Annotated in this window: 14 protein-coding genes; 9 read left to right on the top strand and 5 right to left on the bottom strand. The window is 49.4% G+C overall.

Going from position 1 to position 19,671, the window contains the following annotated elements; all coding sequences use genetic code 11:
• The first annotated feature begins 129 nt into the window (after positions 1–129).
• The 5 genes from FBF61_RS08120 to FBF61_RS08140 all read left to right on the top strand — a co-directional run bounded on the left by FBF61_RS08120 (position 130) and on the right by FBF61_RS08140 (position 4,304).
• A complete protein-coding gene (locus FBF61_RS08120; RefSeq protein ID WP_138476702.1) occupies positions 130–381 on the top strand; it encodes a type II toxin-antitoxin system Phd/YefM family antitoxin in 252 nt (83 codons plus the stop codon).
• Complete coding sequence (locus FBF61_RS08125; protein ID WP_138476703.1) at positions 378–650, top strand: Txe/YoeB family addiction module toxin; 273 nt, start codon at positions 378–380, stop codon at positions 648–650. The genes FBF61_RS08120 and FBF61_RS08125 overlap by 4 nt, the downstream gene beginning before the upstream one ends.
• 133 nt (positions 651–783) lie before the next feature.
• Positions 784–1,962: a PQQ-dependent sugar dehydrogenase gene (locus FBF61_RS08130; protein ID WP_138476704.1), complete on the top strand. Its 1,179-nt coding sequence runs from the start codon at positions 784–786 to the stop codon at positions 1,960–1,962.
• A 25-nt stretch (positions 1,963–1,987) separates the two neighbouring features.
• A complete protein-coding gene (locus FBF61_RS08135) occupies positions 1,988–2,974 on the top strand; it encodes an alpha/beta hydrolase family protein (protein ID WP_138476705.1) in 987 nt (328 codons plus the stop codon).
• 82 nt (positions 2,975–3,056) lie between these two features.
• Positions 3,057–4,304 carry a Na+/H+ antiporter gene (locus tag FBF61_RS08140; RefSeq protein ID WP_138476706.1) on the top strand — a complete coding sequence of 416 codons (1,248 nt, stop codon included), beginning with the start codon at positions 3,057–3,059 and terminating at the stop codon, positions 4,302–4,304.
• A 116-nt stretch (positions 4,305–4,420) separates the two neighbouring features.
• Here FBF61_RS08140 and FBF61_RS08145 read toward each other — a convergent pair whose 3' ends face one another.
• From FBF61_RS08145 to FBF61_RS08165, 5 genes are all read right to left on the bottom strand, one after another.
• Complete coding sequence (locus FBF61_RS08145) at positions 4,421–5,875, bottom strand: FAD-dependent oxidoreductase (protein WP_138476707.1); 1,455 nt, start codon at positions 5,873–5,875, stop codon at positions 4,421–4,423.
• Between the two features lie 27 nt (positions 5,876–5,902).
• The gene (locus tag FBF61_RS08150) at positions 5,903–7,345 is read right to left on the bottom strand and encodes a RagB/SusD family nutrient uptake outer membrane protein (protein ID WP_138476708.1); all 1,443 of its coding nucleotides are present in this window, start codon (positions 7,343–7,345) and stop codon (positions 5,903–5,905) included.
• A gap of 22 nt (positions 7,346–7,367) precedes the next feature.
• Positions 7,368–10,688: a TonB-dependent receptor gene (locus FBF61_RS08155; protein WP_229214958.1), complete on the bottom strand. Its 3,321-nt coding sequence runs from the start codon at positions 10,686–10,688 to the stop codon at positions 7,368–7,370.
• A gap of 113 nt (positions 10,689–10,801) precedes the next feature.
• Positions 10,802–11,989: a FecR family protein gene (locus tag FBF61_RS08160; protein WP_138476709.1), complete on the bottom strand. Its 1,188-nt coding sequence runs from the start codon at positions 11,987–11,989 to the stop codon at positions 10,802–10,804.
• Between the two features lie 146 nt (positions 11,990–12,135).
• Positions 12,136–12,699, bottom strand: a complete 564-nt coding sequence (locus FBF61_RS08165; RefSeq protein WP_138476710.1) for an RNA polymerase sigma-70 factor — start codon at positions 12,697–12,699, stop codon at positions 12,136–12,138.
• Positions 12,700–12,918: 219 nt separating this feature from the next.
• Here FBF61_RS08165 and FBF61_RS08170 point away from each other — a divergent pair, with 219 nt between their 5' ends.
• From FBF61_RS08170 to FBF61_RS08185, 4 genes are all read left to right on the top strand, one after another.
• Positions 12,919–13,512, top strand: a complete 594-nt coding sequence (locus FBF61_RS08170; protein WP_166444460.1) for an RNA polymerase sigma factor — start codon at positions 12,919–12,921, stop codon at positions 13,510–13,512.
• 80 nt (positions 13,513–13,592) lie between these two features.
• Positions 13,593–14,684 (top strand): FecR family protein, encoded by a 1,092-nt coding sequence (locus tag FBF61_RS08175; protein WP_138476712.1) that lies wholly within the window; start codon positions 13,593–13,595, stop codon positions 14,682–14,684.
• 156 nt (positions 14,685–14,840) lie between these two features.
• A complete protein-coding gene (locus tag FBF61_RS08180) occupies positions 14,841–18,179 on the top strand; it encodes a TonB-dependent receptor (protein ID WP_138476713.1) in 3,339 nt (1,112 codons plus the stop codon).
• 18 nt (positions 18,180–18,197) lie between these two features.
• A complete protein-coding gene (locus tag FBF61_RS08185; protein ID WP_138476714.1) occupies positions 18,198–19,646 on the top strand; it encodes a RagB/SusD family nutrient uptake outer membrane protein in 1,449 nt (482 codons plus the stop codon).
• Positions 19,647–19,671: the final 25 nt, after the last annotated feature.

A 19,671-nucleotide genomic window follows, 5' to 3' on the forward strand; every position in this document is an offset into this window, starting at 1 on the left:
GCACCGACCCGTTGGCGCCGGCTTCCAGCCGGTGCCGCCTATGCAGCCGACTTCCAGTCGGCGAGTTATTATCTGAACCTTTTGACTTAAATTTGTGTACCAATTTCGTACACAACAAAAAACATCATCATGTTTGTTATTAGCTCCAGAGAGTTCAGGGATAATCAAAAAAAATACATGGATCTGGCTGATGCAAACGAACAGGTAATCATTCAGCGCGGCAAGGAAAAAGCGTATGCTTTAACTCCTGTGGGGAAAAAGGACAAATACTTCATGGATCCCGAAACTATGGCTGAAATCCAGGAAGGAATCAATCAATACAGGGAAGGTAAAACAACAAAAGTAGACAAAGCCGATTTTGACAATTTACTCGGTTTATGAGCTATTCCATTGAATTTACCCCCAAAGCCCTCGAAGGAATCGAAAAACTTAAAAAATCCGGAAATAAGGCTGTACTCAAAAAAATCCGGAAACTTCTCGACGAACTGACTGCGCATCCTTATACCGGCACAGGCCAGCCCGAACAACTAAAACATGACCTGGCCGGATTCTGGTCCAGGCGAATTAACCAGGAACATCGGATCGTGTATGCTGTGGACGAAACGAAAGTCGTGGTTACAATAGTTTCCGCCAAGGGCCATTACAACTAATAATCTCTCCGCCGAATTCCTCCCGGTTGGCGCCGGCTTCCAGCCGGTGCCGCCTATGTAACCGACTTCCAGTCGGCGAAGCAATTACCGCAGAAACCGAAAATTTTATATATTCCTGCTAAAATCTTCAGTTATGTATAAAAAGTTAATTCTCGCTGTTCTTGCAGTCAGCCTGTTTGGCACATCCGTTACCGGGCAGGCCCAGTCAAAAAATGTGAAGTTGCAGCTTGTCACCGACGAAATCGTCCATCCTACCGCGTTTGCCGTAACCAAAAAATCCCCCTCACTCCTTTTTGTCTGCGAGCAGGAAGGAAGGGTCAGGGTCATTCAGAAGGGTAAATTGGTTAAAGAACCTTTTCTCGACATTTCCGATATAGTAATAAAAAGAGACGGTTACGACGAGCGCGGGCTACTGGGGCTGGCGTTCCATCCCGACTATGCTGTCAATGGTAAGTTTTATGTCTACATCAGCGTTACGGCCGGCGGAAAAGTAGGTATTAACCACCATACCGAGGTCAGGGAATACACGGTCAGCAAAGAAAATCCCCTGGCAGCCGACAAGAAAACGATGCGTAAAGTGCTTGTTTTTGATCAGCCGGAGTCCAATCATAACGGCGGCGATCTCAAATTCGGGCCGGACGGGTTCCTTTACATCGCCAGCGGAGACGGAGGCGGAGGTGGCGACAAGCACGGCGATTACGGCAACGGACAGAATCTCAACACCTTATTAGGCAAAATTCTGCGTATTGATGTAAACAAAACACCTTATGCGATTCCTGCCGACAATCCTTTTGTCAAAACCATAAGTGCACGTCCCGAAATTTACGCCTATGGCCTGCGCAATCCCTGGCGTTTCAGCTTTGACAAAAAAACCGGCCGGCTTTTTGCCGGTGAAGTTGGTCAGAATAAATTTGAAGAAATAGATATCATCACAAAAGGCGGCAACTATGGCTGGCGAGCCATCGAGGGCTTTCATCCGTTCAGTACTACTGATCCCAAACCGGAAAAACCCATCGATCCGATCTTTGAATACCCGCATACCGACGGCCTGAGCATTACGGGTGGGTTTTTATACCGCGGCAAAGCTATTCCTTCCCTGGCCGGAAAGTACGTTTTTGGTGATATGTCCGGGCCAGTATGGGCACTTGCACCGGGAGGTGGTAACAAATGGACGCGCGAAAAATTATCGGTTTCGAGAGATCCGGGCTATTGGCATGTGTACAGTTTCGGAGAAGACGTTTCAGGCGAAATTTACATCCTGACCCAGCTGCTTGAAAAAGGTACCGGCGCAGTATATAAAATTGTCCCCTGATATTTTTTCCTCGATTTTCAGTTCTATGTGTTTCCGTTTTTTTTCTATTATCCTTTTGATATGCTGTTCCGGCATTGTTGCATCCGCTCAGAACAATCCGAAGTGGGACGACACCAATTCCAGAGACTGGCCTGCCCAGGCAAAAAAAGTGAGCATCCGCTCCTCGGCCGACGGCAGCGAACAAGGCGCCTATTTTTATGCGTCTCCCGCCGCGGGGCCGAGGCCGCTGATCGTAAGCCTCCACACGTGGAGCGGCAATTTTCAGCAGAAAGACACCGTGGCAAATCTCTGCATTGACAAAGGTTTCAATTACATACATCCTGACTTCCGGGGGCCCAACAACAAGCCCCAGGCATGTGGGAGCGAACTCGTGATCAGCGACATAGACGACGCGATCACATGGGCTCTGGCCAACACCAATACGGACCCCGAAAATATCCACGTCATCGGCGTAAGCGGCGGCGGCTACGCTACAGTACTTACCTACATGAAATCCAGGCATAAAATCCGCAGTTTTTCAGCCTATGCCGGTATTTACAATCTCGTCGACTGGTACTATGAATCGGTGGGAAGAAAAGCAAAATATGCAGGGGATATTGCGGCGTCAACTTCCGGAAACCGCAACGAGCTCAATGTGGACGAGGCCAAAAAGCGATCCCCGTTTTTTATGCAAAAACCGGTAACCGACCGCAGCAAAAGCACATTGTCGATCTATTGCGGAATCCACGACGGTTACACCGGGTCTGTTCCGATCAGCCACTCTTTGCTGATGTATAACAAACTGGTGGCTGATTTTAGCCCGGAAGCACCGTTTTCGATGGTCCCGCAGGAATACATCCAGTCCATGCTCCGCGAACGGACTTTGCGGGGCGGCGGTGACCAGGGAACGATTTTGGGACGAAAAATTATTTACAAAAACCATTATCAGGACAAGGTAAGTATTACGGTTTTTGAAGGCGGTCATGAAATGCCTCCCGGCGAAGTACTCGCGCATATCCCAGCCATAAAATAAAAATCTTACTATCAATAAGCCACTGACAGGAAATTCTTGAAAGGGTATTTTATGTCGGCGGTAAAAATTCAAATACAAGTACATGGAGGATTACAGTATCGTTATTTTTATTCTCGCCATCATGATCGGGCTGTCGGCATTGGCGGACAAAATAAAGCTCTCCTACCCGATCCTGCTGATCGTGGCAGGAATCGCCATCGGTTTTATCCCCTCTATGCCGCATATTAAGCTGAACCCGGAGGTGATTTTCCTGATATTCCTGCCACCGCTGCTGTACGATGCCGCATTTAATATTTCCTTCAAAACCTTCATGACCAATATCAATACCATCGGTACGCTGGCGGTGGGTCTGGTTTTCATTACTGCCACAGGCATTGCGGTAATCGCACATTATATGATACCGGGCATGACCTGGCCTTTGTCGTTCGTACTCGGCTCTATACTGGCCGCTACCGATGCAGTGGCAGCGATCAGTATCACAAAAGGCCTTGGATTGTCACACAATACCACCACGATCCTGGAAGGTGAAAGCCTTGTCAATGATGCCTCTGCCCTGGTTGCCTACCGTTTTGCTGTGGCGGCTGTTTCCGGCACTGCCTTTGTATTTTGGAAAGGATCGCTCGAATTTCTGCTGCTTTTCGGCGGAGGGCTGCTGGTGGGTCTCACGATGGGAAAAATGCTCGGGTTTATCCTTACCCGCGTTCAGGAAAATACAATGGTTACCATCAGTTTTATGCTGCTCATGCCCTTCGTCACCTATCTGGTAGCGGAGGAACTGCATGTTTCAGGCGTAATTGCTGTAGTAATGCTTGGCCTTGCGATTTCCCGTTTCAGCAGAAAGATATTTCCCGAACAGCTAAAAAGACAGTCGAGAACAATATGGGACGTGATCATGTTCCTGCTCAACGGCCTGATCTTCATTCTGATCGGCCTTGAATTTCCGTATGTCGTCAAAAGCATCGACAGCAACCGCATCTGGCCTTTTGTAGGCTACGCTTTTATTATTACCGTCGTCGCATTTTTTCTCCGGCTGGTCAGAGTATTGTTGCAGCAGGTCAATCTGCAGCGTGCTTTTCAAAGCAAAAAAGCAAGGATATCCGAAGAAGCCTTGCTTAGTTTTCAGGACAGTATCATTATCAGCTGGTCGGGGATGCGCGGGATTGTGTCACTGGCTATCGCAATCGGTTTGCCGGTCACCCTGGAAAACGGCGGCCCTTTTCCTGAGCGCAGCACCATCGTGTTTATCTCGGTTGTGGTGGTACTTTTCACGCTCCTGGGCCAGGGACTGACACTGCCCTGGGTCGTCAGAAAACTACGGTCGAAGGGTTGATACGCGCCGGTTCATGGAGCAGGATCCCATCCACCTGCTCCGGCGGCAGGCTGGTCGGACAATCCAAAATCCACAGCTTCGCTCCCAGCTCCCGTATTCTCCGCACCCGGGATGTATCAGCTGCGCATCCCAAGTTTGACCAGCAACTGTTCAGCCTCTTTCCATTCCACTTCGTGCGGAAGCCGGGCACTTTTCGAAGCGATGGCAGCCACTACGCCTGCTGCCTCGCCCATCGCGACAGCGTTACCTGTAACCCGGTAACTTGCATGTGAGGTAAAATCCCCGCTGATACAGCGTCCAGCCATCATCAGGCCATCCACCTCCTTGGCAATGAGCGCACGCAACGGAATATCATACGGGATCATTTTGATGCCTCCCCGTGAAATCGTTTCTATTTCGTTCGTTTTGCGGTCAGCGGCATGGATATCCACCCCGAAAGTAGGGCGTACAACCGCATCGAAATGCCGCGCCCCGACAACCAGATCCTCTTTTTTCACCATATAACGGCCATGAATGCGCCGGCCGTCGCGAATACCGATCTGCTCCGGAGTGGCTACAATCTGCATCCCTTCCCAGGGGCCGCCGAGGCTGTTGAGCCCGCGCACGATATTATATACCTCCGCCCTTGCCCGCACCGTAGCTTCCGTGATCTCATCGGCGTCAAATGCTTTGATATTGTATTCATGGTTCACCATGATCATCACAAGGTTATCGCGTATCAGAAAAAGCGTCGGCATACCGTAGGACGGTTTGATACCGGCCCGCTCTATTTCTTTGGAAAAAGCATTGACAGCCGGAACATGCCAGTTTTTCTTGTCACCTTCATTGGTATAAAATGAAATATATTGTTTCAGCGCAGCCGGATCGCGTACCACTGCCAGGGTGTTCAGTGTCAGTGGCTGGCAAGGGCATGTATCCCCACCCTGCCCGATTTCCCAGCTGTTGCCCGCCTGAGCGCCGAGGTCGCCGTCGCCGGTTGCATCAATAAACACTTTTGCTTTCCAGGCCTCCCTGCCCGATTTGGATTCGGTAATCACCGTAGTGAGCTGGTTTTTATCCTTGTATGCGGCAGCTACACGCGTATGCAGCCGGAATTTTACCCCTGCTTCGGCGCACATCTCTTCCAGCAGCAATTTCATTTCATCGGGATGGTACACAAACTGGTCGGCGATTTGATTGCGTCGGGCACCGCGTCCGTCGAGCTTTGCCTTTATTTCCTTCGTGAGCCCGGGTTTGTTGAAATCAAAAATGTAAGTCAGCAGACCGGCCGTCCACACTCCGCCAAGGCAGCCGTGGATTTCCAGAAGTTGCGTCCTCGCTCCTGCCCTGGCGGCAGCTATCGCGGCAGAAACACCGGCAGGCCCGGCACCGCATACAATTACATCTACTTCATCCTTTACGGGGATATTCTGTGCAGGCTCCTTGAATTCGCCTGGTTTTGCGGCCTCGGCGCCCAACGCCAGCGCAGGTAACGCGGCCGCTCCCGTACTTGCGATGGCCGACTGAATAAATTTACGGCGGTTCAGATTGAACATAGCCGAAAGTCCGTTTTGATTTTCTTTTGGATCCATAATGTCTTTTGAGATAAAAAATGATGATCAATAGCCCGGGTTCTGGTCTTTTACCGGGTCAATGGCTTTGTTATATCCTAATTCAGAAACCGCGATCGGCCACAAAAACGCCTTTTCGGCAATCGTCTTCCCTTTGGTCGCCTGTATGATCTGCTGCGCTTTTCCGGTTCTTTTCAGTTCAAGCCAGCGTTTGCCTTCGTACTGAAATTCATATCCCCGCTCTTTGATGACCAGATCCAGAAAGGAGGCTTTGGTGTAGTCGGCCAGTTTGAAATCAACGGCAGAAACTGCATTCGGATCAAGACCATACGCCCGGCGGTGCACCTGGTTCAAAGCTTCAATGGCCTCGGCTGTCGGACCGTTTCCTGCCTGGCTGGCCGCTTCTGCGTAGATCAGGAGCAAGTCGGCGTACCGGTAAAAAGGAGCATCATTGGCCGCGCCGGGGCCTCCGATCGCGTCGGGATCAATGAATTTTTTGTTCAAAAGTGATGTCGCGCCTATCCCGATATTCCACAAATACCATTGCCCCTTGCGCAAATCCTTATCGTCCCAGCTGGCGTAAACCGGGTTAGCTGTGTCGCTGTGGTGACCATATACCCCACCGCCCCCGTGCAGCTTTGTCCCCGGATGGTTGGTAAGCCACGGCCAAAGGTTTCCCTGCCCGGTCTGGTGAGAATATTTGAGATAAAATATTTCTTCCGGGGTAGTGATCACCGCCGGGCCAAAAATTTTCTGAAAATCCTCCGTAGAACTGACAGGTACCAATGCATATTTTTTTGTTTTGATCACCTCGTCAGATTTGTCGCGCGCCTCTGCAAATTGCCCCAGTTCCAGGTACACATCAGCCAGAACTGTTTTTGCCGTCAGTTTCGAAGGTCGACCCGACTGTGTTACATTGTCGGGCAAGTTGGCTTCCGCTTCTTTCAGGTCGGCCAGGATCAGCGCGTAAACTTCCTCCCGGGTATTGCGACGTGCGTCGATCTCCGTCATATTCAGTTCGGTACGGATCGGTACAGCGCCCCAGTTTCTGACAAGATGGAAGTAATTAAATGCCCGCAGGAACTTTGCCTCAGCTACAAAACGCGTAATATCCGCCTGACTGATCGCCTTCCCATTGGGTGCATTTTTGATCACCAGATTGGCATTACGGATACTCAGGTAAAACCCCTCCCAGGCCCCGGCTGTCCGGCTGACGTTCACATTATCGAGGCCTTGAAAATTATTGAGAACTGTGTAACTGCCTCGGCCATAGGCATAATCGATATGCGCTTCCAATACCGCAATGTATACACCCATTCCGCTGGTGTTATTGCTCCTGAGCGGCGTATAAATTGCGTTGACCGCGGCATCTACTTCTGCGGGTGTGTTGTAAAATGTCTCTACCGCGAGCGACTTGGTTTCTTCTTTCAGGATGTCCTCGCAGGAGCTCAGGCAGAAGAGGACGGGCAGCAGGAATAATATCTTTTTCATAATGTCTGGTTTTTCTGTCAATTTAGAATCTGGCACGGACGCCGAATGTTACAACCTTGGATGTCGGATAACTGAACTGGTCGAAACCCTGGGCAGTAGAGTTGGCACCGCCATTGGAATTGACCTCCGGGTCCCACCATGAATATTTTGTAAGAGTGAGTAAATTCTGACCGCTGGCGTAAAGCTGAATACCCTGCACCCAGCTTACCCCCCATTTCTGTGTCGGGAAATTGTAAGCCAGCTGGATATTTTTCAGGCGCATATATGACCCATTTTCTACAAAGCGATCGGAAACGTTGATCCGGGTTGTGGTACTTAATGCCGGATATTTGGCATCCGTGTTGGAAGGTGTCCAGTGGTTCAGAAAAACCTCCCGGGGCATATTGAGGCCGTTGGCGTAATCGACGGTATTATTGATCGAGCTGGTATTGAAAATATCATTTCCCTGCGTACCCTGAAGGAAAACCGTCAGCTCAAAGTTCTTATAAGACATATTGGAATTAAACCCGTAAATGAAGTTCGGATTGGGGTCGCCGATGTAGGTTTTATCCAGCACGGTAATGGTACCGTCATTGTTCTGGTCCACATATCTGATTTTGCCGTTCTCGTCATAGCCCTCTTCCACATATCCCCAGAAACGGCCCATCGGTTGCCCTTCCCGGAGAATGTTGCGGGTGTCGGTAATGGTATTGATATCCACAAAACCGCCCAGGATATCCTGTCCGCCGTAAAGTTTAATGACCTTATTCCTGTTCAGGGAGATATTCGTATTGATATCCCATTTAAACGCTCCATTGGTCACTACCGCATTGACACCCAGCTCAAAACCCTTATTCCGCACCTCTCCGATGTTCTGAATGGTATTGATAAAACCCAGAGATGAAGGCAGTTGAACCGTATTCAGCAGGTCACGGGTATTTTTGATATAATAATCGGCCGTCAGCACAAGCCTGTTCCTGATGATCCCGAAGTCAATACCAATGTCCTTTTGCTCCGTAGTTTCCCATTTCAGGTTTCCGGGCAGAACAGTTCCGGGGGCATAAGTAGTAAAAAGTGCATCATCAAAAACCGTTTTTCCCGAAATCAGCTGGTTGAGCGTCGCATACGCATTGATCGCCTGGCTGCCGGTAAGCCCCCAGCTGAGGCGGAGTTTCAGGTCAGAAATAAAGGTATTGTTTTTCAGAAACGCTTCGTTGGAGATCCGCCACGCCAGAGCCGCCGAGGGGAAATAACCCCACTTGTTCCCTTCGCTGTATTTGGAAGAGCCGTCGACCCGGAAACTCGCCGTTGCGAGATACTTGCTGTCAAAAGCATAGTTCACCCGGCCGAGGTAGGACAGCAAGGACGATTTGGTATAAAATGAACTGGGTATGCCCGGCGTATTGGCTGCTGCCAGGTCGTAAGTCTGGCTGGTGTTGCTCAGAAAACCCACGCCGCTGCCACTCAGTCCGGTATTGACAAAATCCTGATACGTAAAACCGGCAACGGCTGAAACGCTGTGTTTTTGCAAAAATGTTTTGTTATAACTGATGGTATTTTCGCTCAGCAAGCTTGTAAACTGGCTCGTACTGACGCTCGCGCTGCCTTGCGAATTCACGAAATTATTGGTCGTATACGAATCCGTACGGTCGTCGGAATTTTCAATACCCCCCGAAAACTTGACCGTCAGGCCGGGAACGGGCGTGTAGATCAGCGCAGCGTTGGTCAGCACCCGGTTTCCCCTGGTCTGGCTCCGCTGCTCGTTCAGGAAATTGATCGGATTGATCAGCTGTGCGTTGATAAACGAATAAGCCGTCCCGAAAACCCGGTAAGTTCCGTCTTCATTGTATGGCGTCAGGATCGGCGGGGCAGAAATGGCGCCCGCAATCAGCGAACCTCCGCGGTTGCCGCCCTGGCTGTTTTGCGCGTTGGATTTTACCCTCGTGAGCGTTCCAGCAAAATTGACACTCAGCTTGCTGCTGATCGCATGGCTGACGTTGGCCCGCAGCGAATACCGGTTGTAGTCACTGCCCCGGATGATACCGTCCTGGTTAAAAGTGCTCCCGGACAATGAAAACTGCGTTTTCTCCGAACCTCCGCTCACATTCAGCGATGTGGTTTTCATCGGCGCTTTCCTGAACACAAAATCCTGCCAGTCGAAACCCGGGCCGAACCCGTCGACCTGCTGCTGGGTGAAATAAGGTTTCATTTTATCATTGGCAGCCTGCTCATTGTAAAATGTCGCGTACTCCGTAGCATTCATCATATCCAGCCGTTTGCGGAGCGACTGTGTGCTGTAACTCGTTTCAAAATCAACACTTGTTTTGCCTGCCTTGCCCCTTTTTGTGGTGATCAAAACTACCCCGTTCGCTCCCCGAGAACCGTAGATAGCCGTAGCCGAAGCATCTTTCAGGATTTCAATGTTTTCGATATCGGCGTTGTTCAGTACCGTAGGATTGCTGCCCGACAATGGAAAGCCATCGACTACATAAAGAGGCTCATTACTACCCTGGATCGAATTGGTACCCCTTACCCGCACACTTACGGGTGCGCCCGGTGCGCCGGTATTCTGCACCACCTGCACACCGGCCGAGCGCCCCGAGAGCGCCTGAAGCACATTCGTACTTGGATAGGAATTCAGTTCTTTTGCCTTCACCTGGGAAACCGAACCGGTAAGGTCGCTCTTTTTCACCGTGCCATAGCCTACCACCACAATTTCTTCCAGAGCCTTATTATCGACCGATAATGTCACGTCCAGCGTGGTCAATGCGCCGACCGTCACTTCTTTGGACAGATAACCGACAAAACTGAAAATCAGCACCGCATCTTTCTCCTCGATTTCCAGCGTAAATGTACCGTCTGTACTGGTCGTCGTGCCGCGCTGAGTACCTTTCAGGACTATGCTCACACCCGGCAGTCCGCCTCCACTTTCATCGCTTACTTTTCCTCTCACCTCCGTTTTCGGGATGATCATCGGCGGCTGTTCCTTGATGGCTTCCTGGATTTTGGGTTTTACGACAATCGTCTTTTCCAGGAGCTCGTAAGTGAGCGGCTGCTTGTCGAAACATTGTTCCAACACCTGCTCAATGGTGCCCTCCGAAATTTTTATCGTGACGGGTTTCGCCTTTTTCAAAAGTTCGTTATTGTAAATAAATAGGTACCCGCTCCGCTTTTTGATGACCTTGATCACCTGCTCCATAGGCGCGTTTTCGACGGAAAGGGATATTTTCTGCGAAAGGGCCGATGCACTTACCTGTACGCAGGCCAGGGTCAGAAACAATACACTTATTTTCATGAGGATCGGTATTTTGAATGGAATAAGGCGAGGCCTTCCGCCATCTTTGGAGCGTAGCTTTATTTTCATAATTTTACAATGTTTGGGTTTAAAAAAGGTCTATGGTTCGCAACTGTACGCTATTTAGCAAGCCCCGATCCTACCGGTAGCGTTGCTGCGCTATCGGTTTTTTTCGGATTTTACTATTTGTTTTCCTGAATGGTAATTCTGTTTCCTTCTATTTTAAATTCCAGTTCGCCCGACATTTCCAGCATTCTGAGCACCTGTGCCAGATTGGTATTGCGGGAAATCACTGCGGTAAAGTGTTTGTCGGGTATTTGTTGTTCATTGTCCACATCCACATTGTACCACCTTTTCAGCTGACGCATGATCGTGCGAAGATCTTCGTTCTCAAACTGGAAATAACCATTTTTCCATGCCACGGCTTCCTCTGTATCAACCGTTCTGACCTGCACATTTTCGCCTGTAAGTGCCTGTTCGCCGGGAACTATTGTTCTGCTTGAACTCCCGTTACCCACTTTCACCGAACCTTCGAGCAATGTGGTTTTGGTGACACCTTCGTTTGCATAAGCCATGAGGTTAAAATGCGTCCCGAGCACGCTCACATTCGTTTTGCCGGCTTGTACTATGAAAGGCATCTTTTCATTTTTTGCTACTTCAAAATACCCTTCGCCCGTCAGTTCAACATCCCTGTTTTGCCCTATAAAAGCCGTGGGAAAATGCAGGGACGATGCCGAATTAAGCCAGACCCGGCTTCCGTCCGGCAAAACAATGCTGTACTGGCCGCCGACAGGCGTCGTAATGGTATTGTACGTGACAGCAGTGTTGTTTCCCTGTTTCACCAGCTCATACACGATCTGCCCATCCTTTTTGCTGACCCGGATACCATTCTCCTCACGAACAGTACCGTTTTCCATATCTTCGAGGCTTACAATACTGCCGTCCGCAAGTGTAAGGGTAGCTTTGTCCCCGCCCGGCAGTACGTCGTTTCCGACAGTCTGCTTCGCCTCTGTAAAAACCACTGAACCCTTAGGTTTATACGCAGCATCAAAAACCGCATATGACAGCAATCCGAATATCAAAACCGCCGCCGCATATTTCCAGTATCCCAGGTAAACGGGCAGTCTTGGTTCCGGAACAGGATTGTTTATTCTCGCACCGACATTTTCCCAGGCTGCCTTGCTATTCACGTCCGATAAAAACCGGAGATCCCTATCAAGCTGTTTTTCGTTTTCCAGCTTCGCCAGCAGCTTTCCGTTTGCTGCATCCGCGTCCAGCCATTGTCTGAACTCCTCCTGTTCGCCCGGAGAAAGATCACCGCTCAGGTATTTCGAAATCAGCTCTGCCTTCCTGAATGCCCCGTCTTCCATAGTTATGATTATTCCTGATAATTGTAAGACAACCTGGAAAACGTTTGGGGTGAAGGGGAAGTAAAAAAAATAGCTTTCGCTTTCGGCAGTCAGCCGTCGGAATGGGGTCACGGATAGTTGAAAGCCATCGGCCGATAGCCGGTAGCCTACAACAACATCAAAAAAATGAAGCTTTCCGCCGTCAGCTTCTGCCTCAGCAATTGCATGGCCCGCTGTTTCTGGGTTTTTACCGTATTGACGGAAACACCAAGCTCTTCGGCTATTTCATTGTTTTTCTTACCATCGAGGTAGCTCATTCTGGATATTTGCCGGCAGCCGGGCGGCAGCGATTCAATGGCATTGTGGATTTCGGATAAAACTTCTGCGCGTATGATTTCATTTTCCATAATCCTGTCCTCAACTGGATCTGCCGGGAGCTGGTCCTGAAATTTTCGGATCACTTTTTGGTGTTTGTGCAGGTTAAGGCAGGCATTACGGACAGTCGCATACAAAAAACCCTTTATGGCCGGCAGGTCCGTTGCTACTTCGTCCCTTCGGTTCCAATAGGAAACAAAAGCGTCTTGCACAATGTCTTCGGCCTCCTGCTTGTCACCTGTGATTTGAAAGGAAAAGTATACAAGTCCGGCATAACTTCTGCTGAACAAAGTTTCGAAAGAAACTTCGGAAGGAGTATCACGCTCCGAATTGTCCGGCTTGTCAGATAGGTTCATGTTGCATGGTAACGCTATGCAAATCAAAATAATTTCTTTATAAAAGTATCAATTTTTATAAAAATAATAACAATTAAACATTTCCCCCGCGCATTCGTGTAAATCCGTGCATCCGTGGCATCCCGAATTCAGCCCCCGATGGAGAATAAAAATTATCAAATATGTTCAATAAAGATTCCAGCCTTTGAGTTTCTTTGTAGTAGCGTCCTCTTTTTAAATATGTCGTTTAAGTCGGAATTATCGGATAGTGAGTTGTGGGAAGCCCTGCGAGAAGATGACGCCGATGCCTTTTCGGGTTTGATCAAAACCTACTCCCGCTTCCTGATCAATTACGGCCGAAAGTTTACCGCCGACCACGAGCTGGTAAAAGATTGTATCCAGGACCTGTTCGCCGACATCTGGCTGTACCGGAAAAGTCTCTCCCGTGTTACCTCCACCCACACATACCTGCTGGTTTCATTGAGGAGGAAAATCCTGCGCGCCTCCCAGTCCGGCCATATCCTGCTCAACGAATCCGAGGCCGATAGTTATCCGTTTATGGTAACGTTTTCCGTCCAGGAACAGTGGCTTGAAACCGAGACCGAACAGCTGCAACTACAACAGCTGAACCACGTCATCAATGCCCTTCCTGCCCGGCAAAAAGAGGTTCTGTATCTCAAATTTTACCAGAACCTGAGCCATTACGAGATCGCGGAACTGCTCGATATGCAATATCAGTCGGTTTCCAACCTGATCCAGCGTGCCCTGGCCCATCTCCGGAAAAACTGGCGGGAAGAATTCACGCTGCTTTTGACTTTTTGTCTTATCCACTGATTTTTTGTAAAAATTTTTACCGCAAAGTGAGTACATGACCATTTCATGCTGCTCTCTCTACACAGAAACACCAGAAATCCATGCCAGATCATCCTCCGCTGACTATTGAAGAGTTGCTGTCCGACGTCACGTTCCGGCAATGGGTACATGCCGGGTGCCGGGTAAACGACGGATCATACTGGGCGGGCTGGCTCAAAGAAAATCCCGGACAAAAACATCTGGTGCGGCAGGCCGCAGATATTCTCCGCGCTTCCCATCTGAACGAAACTTTGGAGGATAGCGAAATAGATGAGATTGTTGCAGGAACCTGGGAACGGATCGCGGAAAGAGATAAAGTCCGCAAACTGACTCCTTTCCGGCGGATAGCAGCCGGGGCGGCGGCCGTGGCAGCATCCATTGCAATATGCATCATTGTGTGGTTTTCAGGTAAGGAAACCCTGCCCGTTTTTGAAAAAAAACCCATTGCTGCGTCACGGACAATACCATCTTCCTGGATCAGGAACACCAATGAAGGGACAAAACCGCAACTTGTGATTTTGCCTGACAGTAGTTCGGTTTTGCTGTTGCCCGGAAGTACCCTCTCCTATCCTGTTGCTTTTGAGGCGGATATGCGTGAGGTGAACCTCAACGGGGCTGCATTTTTCGAAATTGCAAAAAGAAAACAGCATCCTTTTCTGGTGCTGACCAATGGATTAATGACCAAAGTAACCGGCACCAGTTTCAGTGTAAGGGCTTTTGAAAAAGAAAAGAACATTGAAGTGGTTGTCAAAACAGGACATGTAACTGTGTACTCCGATCATGCCGACTACAAAAAGGTCAATACGGATGCCGTCACGTTGTTACCTGAGCAGCACGGGATTTTTGACAAAACCCAGGTAAAGATCACGACCGGCATTGCTGATCCGGTCAATGATATGCTGGCCATGCAGCACGCCTCCTTTGATTTTACCGACGAACCGGTGCCACGTCTGCTGGATTCCATTGGCAGTACCTACGGGCTGAATATAAAATACGACGTCCGGAGCCTCAGAAACTGCGTACTGACAACCTCTCTGAACGACCTTCCGCTTCAGGGAAAACTTAAAATCATCTGCCGCGCGCTGGGCGACAACGTAAAATACGAAATGAATGGTAACCGAGTCACCGTCAAAGGATTGACCGGTTGCTATTAAAGATAATTATTCCTGAACCCTGACTTTTTTTATTAAAACCTAAGTACCAACTCTTAAGATCCAATTCACCCAAAATGGCCGTAGTCGCGACCTGCCCGAAAAGGCAGGGGAGGCTTTTTTTGGCCAAAATTCTAACCCTTTAATAACATCAATTACATGAAAAAACGCCGACGATTCAAGCTCTGGCTTTCCAGCGCGCTTAAAATTTCTCTGCTGCTGACATTTATTATCCATGAAGCGGTATCCGCAGGACCTGCCGGTTGGCAGGAACTGATGGACCGCAAAATCACTATGAAAGGCAACCAGGTAGAGTTGAAATCGGTTCTGAACCAGATCAGCAAAACCCTGGATGTTAATTTCACCTACAATTCCAAGGCGATCCAGGCCGAACGAAAAGTGGATATCAACTTCAACGATGTCAGGCTGGCGGAGGTACTCGACCGCCTGCTCAAACCGCTATCGATCAACCACATTATTGTCGACGGACAAATACTCCTTCGCCCTTCATACCTGCCGCGCTCACAAGGCAGGGCAGATGAAGAAACGGACATGTCGACAAAGATCGCCGATAGGAGCATCTCCGGTAAGATCATCGATGAAAAAGGTGAAGCACTGCCTGGTGTCAGCATCGTACTGAAAGGTACGCAGCGTGGAACTTCCACCAACGAAGCCGGCTCTTACACCCTCGAAGTACCCGAAGGAGACGGTACGCTGATCTTTTCCTTTGTGGGCTATATATCGCAGGAGGTGAATCTTGCCAATAAAACCACGGTGGATGTAACGTTACATTCCGACACAAAGGCCCTGGAAGAAATAGTGGTGGTGGGTTACGGCTCCATGGAAAAATCCGACATCACCGGGTCGATGTCATCCGTCAAAGCGACCGAATTGTCAAAAGTACCGTTCCCGCGCGCCGACCAGGCATTGCAGGGGCAGGCGGCCGGTGTAGTGGTTTCGAATTTTGGTTCACAGCCGGGCGGCCAGGTGAATATCCGTATCCGCGGCGGAAACTCGATCAACGGCAGCAATGATCCGCTGATTGTGGTAGATGGTATTCTGGGTGTGGATTTCAACTCCGTGAACCCGAACGATATAGAATCGATGGACATTCTGAAGGATGCTTCCGCTACGGCCATTTATGGTTCACGCGGCTCCAACGGGGTTATTATCATCACAACAAAACGCGGAAAATCGGGCAAAACACAGGTTTCCTACTCCAACTTTTTCACGTTCTCTCAGGTATCCAAAAAAATGGATCTGCTTAATGCCCGGGAACATTACCAGCTCCTCCAGGAAATCGGCACGTATAGTTCGGTAATCGCCAACTACGATCCCAATGCCCCCGGCACCGATTGGCAAAAAGAAGTTTTCAGGACCGCCCCGACGATGGAACACCAGCTGGCACTTTCGGGAGGTTCAGAAAAAACGCAGTTCAGGATCTCAGCCAACTACTTTGACCAGGATGGTATCATCAAAAATACCGGTTTCAAAAGAGGTACCCTACGTTTCAACCTCGACCATTCCGTTTCTGACAAACTGAAAATAGGTCTTAATTTCAACGCTTTACGATCCGCTCAGGACAATACCATTATCAATGCGGGTGCAGGTTCGGATGGTGGCGGTGTTACTCAGGCAGCTTTTCGTTTTTCGCCCCTGGTACCGGTGTACGATGCAAACGGGAATTATTCCAAACCATTGCTCGTAGGTTCCCAGATCAACAATCCGATGGCGATCGTCAACGACCGCACCGACAAGCTGATCACCAACAATCTGCAGTCGTTGTTATATGCCGACTGGAAAATCACGAAAGATCTTTCTTTCCGTTCCAGCATTGCCTACACCCTGAACCAAAGCACGCGTAAATACTGGGCATCCAGCAACTTGCTTGAAGCCGCGGGTATGGGTGCCGGAAAAATCACCAGTGCGGAAAATACTTTCTGGCTGAGCGAGAACATTCTTACCTACGACAAAAGCTTTAACCGTCACAAGATCAATGCAGTAGCCGGTTTCACAGCGCAAGGCGCGGATAATTTTTCCGCAGGCGCGACCGGTAAAGGTTTTTCAACGGAGTCATTGATCTACAATAACCTTTCGATTTCGCAGATCAACCAGATGCGCGTGGAATCCAATGCCGTGAGTTCCAATATTGCTTCTTTTCTGGGGCGTATCAATTATTCTTTTGATAACAAATACCTGTTCACAGTCAGCGGCCGGGCGGATGGTTCTTCCAAATTTTCCAAAAATCATAAATGGGGATTTTTCCCTTCCGCAGCCGCCGGATGGCGCATCAGCGAAGAAGAATTCCTGCGCACCACCGACTGGGTCAGCAACCTGAAACTGCGCGCAAGCTATGGTGCTACGGGCAGCGAAGCGATCAGAAGTTACCAGTCACTGGCGACAATGAACATTACGACTTATTCCCTGGGAACCAGCGAACTGGTCGGCCTGAACCTGGGCTCGGTGGCCAACCCCGACCTGAAATGGGAAACCACATATCAGACCAACGTAGGTCTTGACGTAGGGTTGCTGAACAACAGGTTATCACTGGTAGTCGATTATTTTAACAAATCGACCCGCGACCTGCTGTATCCTAAAAACGTACCGTTCTACACCGGCTATTCGACCCAGATCCAGAATGTAGGTACGATGCGGAACCAGGGCTGGGAATTCAGCGCAACATCTGTGAACACTACAAAGGGCCTTAAATGGTCCACTACCGCCAATTTTTCTATCCTGAAAAACAAGATAGTAGACCTGGGCGGAGATTATGAATATACTGTAAATGCTTCCGGCGGAACGATCGCTGATTTCTCGACTACCGGTATCATGCGCGTCGGACAGCCTGCGGGATTGTTCTATGGATATATTTTCGACGGTATTTACCAAAACCAGGGCCAGGTGGATGCATTGCCGGCCGCCGGGGCGAAACCGGGTGCGGTTAAGTTCAAAGACCTGGACAATGACGGTGTGATCACGACCAAAGACCGGACGATCATCGGTAATCCTCAGCCGAAATTCATCTTTGGCCTTACCAATAATTTTTCCTACAAAAGTTTCAGCCTGAGCACGTTGATCCAGGGAACAACCGGAAACAAAGTTTTCAATATCAACCGTTACCTGCTGGAATGGCCTGGACGTGACGACAATACGCTCCGTTCCACCCTGGGTTACTGGCGCGGAGACGGTACTTCCAATACCATGCAAGCCTTGGGCGAGGCACCCGGCGCTATGTCGACCCGCTTCATCGAAGACGGTTCATACCTGAGACTGAAAAACGTGATGCTTGCCTACGACCTTCCATCAGCCTGGTCACAAAAGCTGGGGATCAGCAATTTCAAGATCTATGTAAGTGCGCAGAACCTGCTGACCATCACCGATTATTCAGGATTTGACCCGGAGGTAAATTCAAGAACGGATAACTGGACAATCGGTATCGATTATGGCGCTTACCCTTCCGTAAAGGCTTATACTGTTGGACTGAACCTTAATTTCTAATCTGAAAATATTCAAGAAATGAAAACCAAGATCATAACTACCCTGCTCGCCGTTTTGCTGTTTGCCACGGGTTGCAAAGATTTCCTGGAAGAAACGCCGGAGTCAATTCTGTCCCCTGACATTTTACCCAAATCAGAAAAAGACGCGGACATGATGCTGCTGGGAACCCAAAGGTACCTCGCCAATATGTACGACCGTCCTTTGTTCTTCCTGACCGAGATCAGCACCGACCATGATTCGATCCATAACGAGTCGATGGACTGGCTGTCGATCGCCAACTATACCTATACCAATGAAAGCGTCACTATTTCGGATGCCTGGGCTAACTTGTACAGTATGGTCAATTCGGCCAATGTCATGATCGACAAATTGCCCGGTTCTTCAATTGCGCCCGCTGTGCAGACGCAATATATCCAGGCTGCCAAGTTCCTGCGCGCATTGGGTTACTTTCATCTCGTACGTTTGTTTGGCGAAATACCGTTGATCGACAAGCCGGTTGAGAACTTCAACGAAGCGATCAAAATGCCGAAAAGCAGTATTCCGGACGTATATAACCTGATTCTTTCGGATCTGGCAGAAGCCGAAAAACTTCCCGCAAAATGGGATCCTGTGGGCCGCCCGACCGGCGGAGCTGCGAAAGCGCTTCTTGCCAAAGTGTACATTACCATGGCAGGTTTTCCGCTGAAAGACCAGACAAAATGGGCGCTGGCAGCCACAAAAGCAAAGGAAGTGATCGACGGATATGGCTATTCGCTCCTGCCGGTCGTATCGGACCTTTGGCTGATCAAAAACAAAAACAGCAGTGAGCATATTTTCTCGGTGCAGAATAATGCAGGTGATGCAAGTCGCTCGATGCTGTCCGTTCAGGCGCGCCCACGGGAAGGACTGGGCTCGGAGTCGGGCTGGGGAACTTACTACACGACCAAGCGCACCATGGCATTGTTCGACGATGCCGACGCTCGCAAAGCTGCTTCGTTCCTTACGGAAGTAACGCTGCCAACCGGAAAAATCACCTACAAAGATGCAGGCTGGTGGAAAAATACGCCGCACATGAAAAAATACTACGATTCCAACCGCAGCAATTTTCTGGAAAGAAACCGCCGCACAGACATGAACTTCCCGATTTTCCGTCTGGCCGAAATGTACCTGATCCACGCCGAAGCCACTAACGAAGTTTCAGGCCCGGCCAATGCTTATGCTTCTGTGAACAAACTGCGGGAGCGCGCTTATGGTAACGCAACGCATAATCTGGCGGGTTTAACCAAAGACCAGTTCCGGGAGGCGATCAAAAAAGAATGGACTTATGAAACCATTCACGAAGGTAAAAGACGCTATAACCTCATCCGCTGGGAAGAATTTGAAAAAGCAATGAAGGCCAATCCGCTTTCAGCCCCATCTTTTTCCATTGAAAAACATTTATACTACCCGGTACCCTACCGTGAAAGCAATATAAATCCTAACTTGTAGTTCGCATTTTGACGATCCTGACCTG

The organism is Dyadobacter bucti (genome assembly GCF_005869225.1).
GTDB lineage: Bacteria > Bacteroidota > Bacteroidia > Cytophagales > Spirosomataceae > Dyadobacter > Dyadobacter bucti.

Bases quoted from the DNA above. Each gene is read 5' to 3' on its own strand.
- FBF61_RS08120 (WP_138476702.1), top strand. From the start codon at position 130: ATGTTTGTTATTAGCTCCAGAGAGTTCAGGGATAATCAAAAAAAATAC.
- FBF61_RS08125 (WP_138476703.1), top strand. From the start codon at position 378: ATGAGCTATTCCATTGAATTTACCCCCAAAGCCCTCGAAGGAATCGAA.
- FBF61_RS08130 (WP_138476704.1), top strand. From the start codon at position 784: ATGTATAAAAAGTTAATTCTCGCTGTTCTTGCAGTCAGCCTGTTTGGC.
- FBF61_RS08135 (WP_138476705.1), top strand. From the start codon at position 1,988: ATGTGTTTCCGTTTTTTTTCTATTATCCTTTTGATATGCTGTTCCGGC.
- FBF61_RS08140 (WP_138476706.1), top strand. From the start codon at position 3,057: ATGGAGGATTACAGTATCGTTATTTTTATTCTCGCCATCATGATCGGG.
- FBF61_RS08145 (WP_138476707.1), bottom strand. From the start codon at position 5,875: ATGGATCCAAAAGAAAATCAAAACGGACTTTCGGCTATGTTCAATCTG.
- FBF61_RS08150 (WP_138476708.1), bottom strand. From the start codon at position 7,345: ATGAAAAAGATATTATTCCTGCTGCCCGTCCTCTTCTGCCTGAGCTCC.
- FBF61_RS08155 (WP_229214958.1), bottom strand. From the start codon at position 10,688: ATGAAAATAAAGCTACGCTCCAAAGATGGCGGAAGGCCTCGCCTTATT.
- FBF61_RS08160 (WP_138476709.1), bottom strand. From the start codon at position 11,989: ATGGAAGACGGGGCATTCAGGAAGGCAGAGCTGATTTCGAAATACCTG.
- FBF61_RS08165 (WP_138476710.1), bottom strand. From the start codon at position 12,699: ATGAACCTATCTGACAAGCCGGACAATTCGGAGCGTGATACTCCTTCC.
- FBF61_RS08170 (WP_166444460.1), top strand. From the start codon at position 12,919: ATGTCGTTTAAGTCGGAATTATCGGATAGTGAGTTGTGGGAAGCCCTG.
- FBF61_RS08175 (WP_138476712.1), top strand. From the start codon at position 13,593: ATGCCAGATCATCCTCCGCTGACTATTGAAGAGTTGCTGTCCGACGTC.
- FBF61_RS08180 (WP_138476713.1), top strand. From the start codon at position 14,841: ATGAAAAAACGCCGACGATTCAAGCTCTGGCTTTCCAGCGCGCTTAAA.
- FBF61_RS08185 (WP_138476714.1), top strand. From the start codon at position 18,198: ATGAAAACCAAGATCATAACTACCCTGCTCGCCGTTTTGCTGTTTGCC.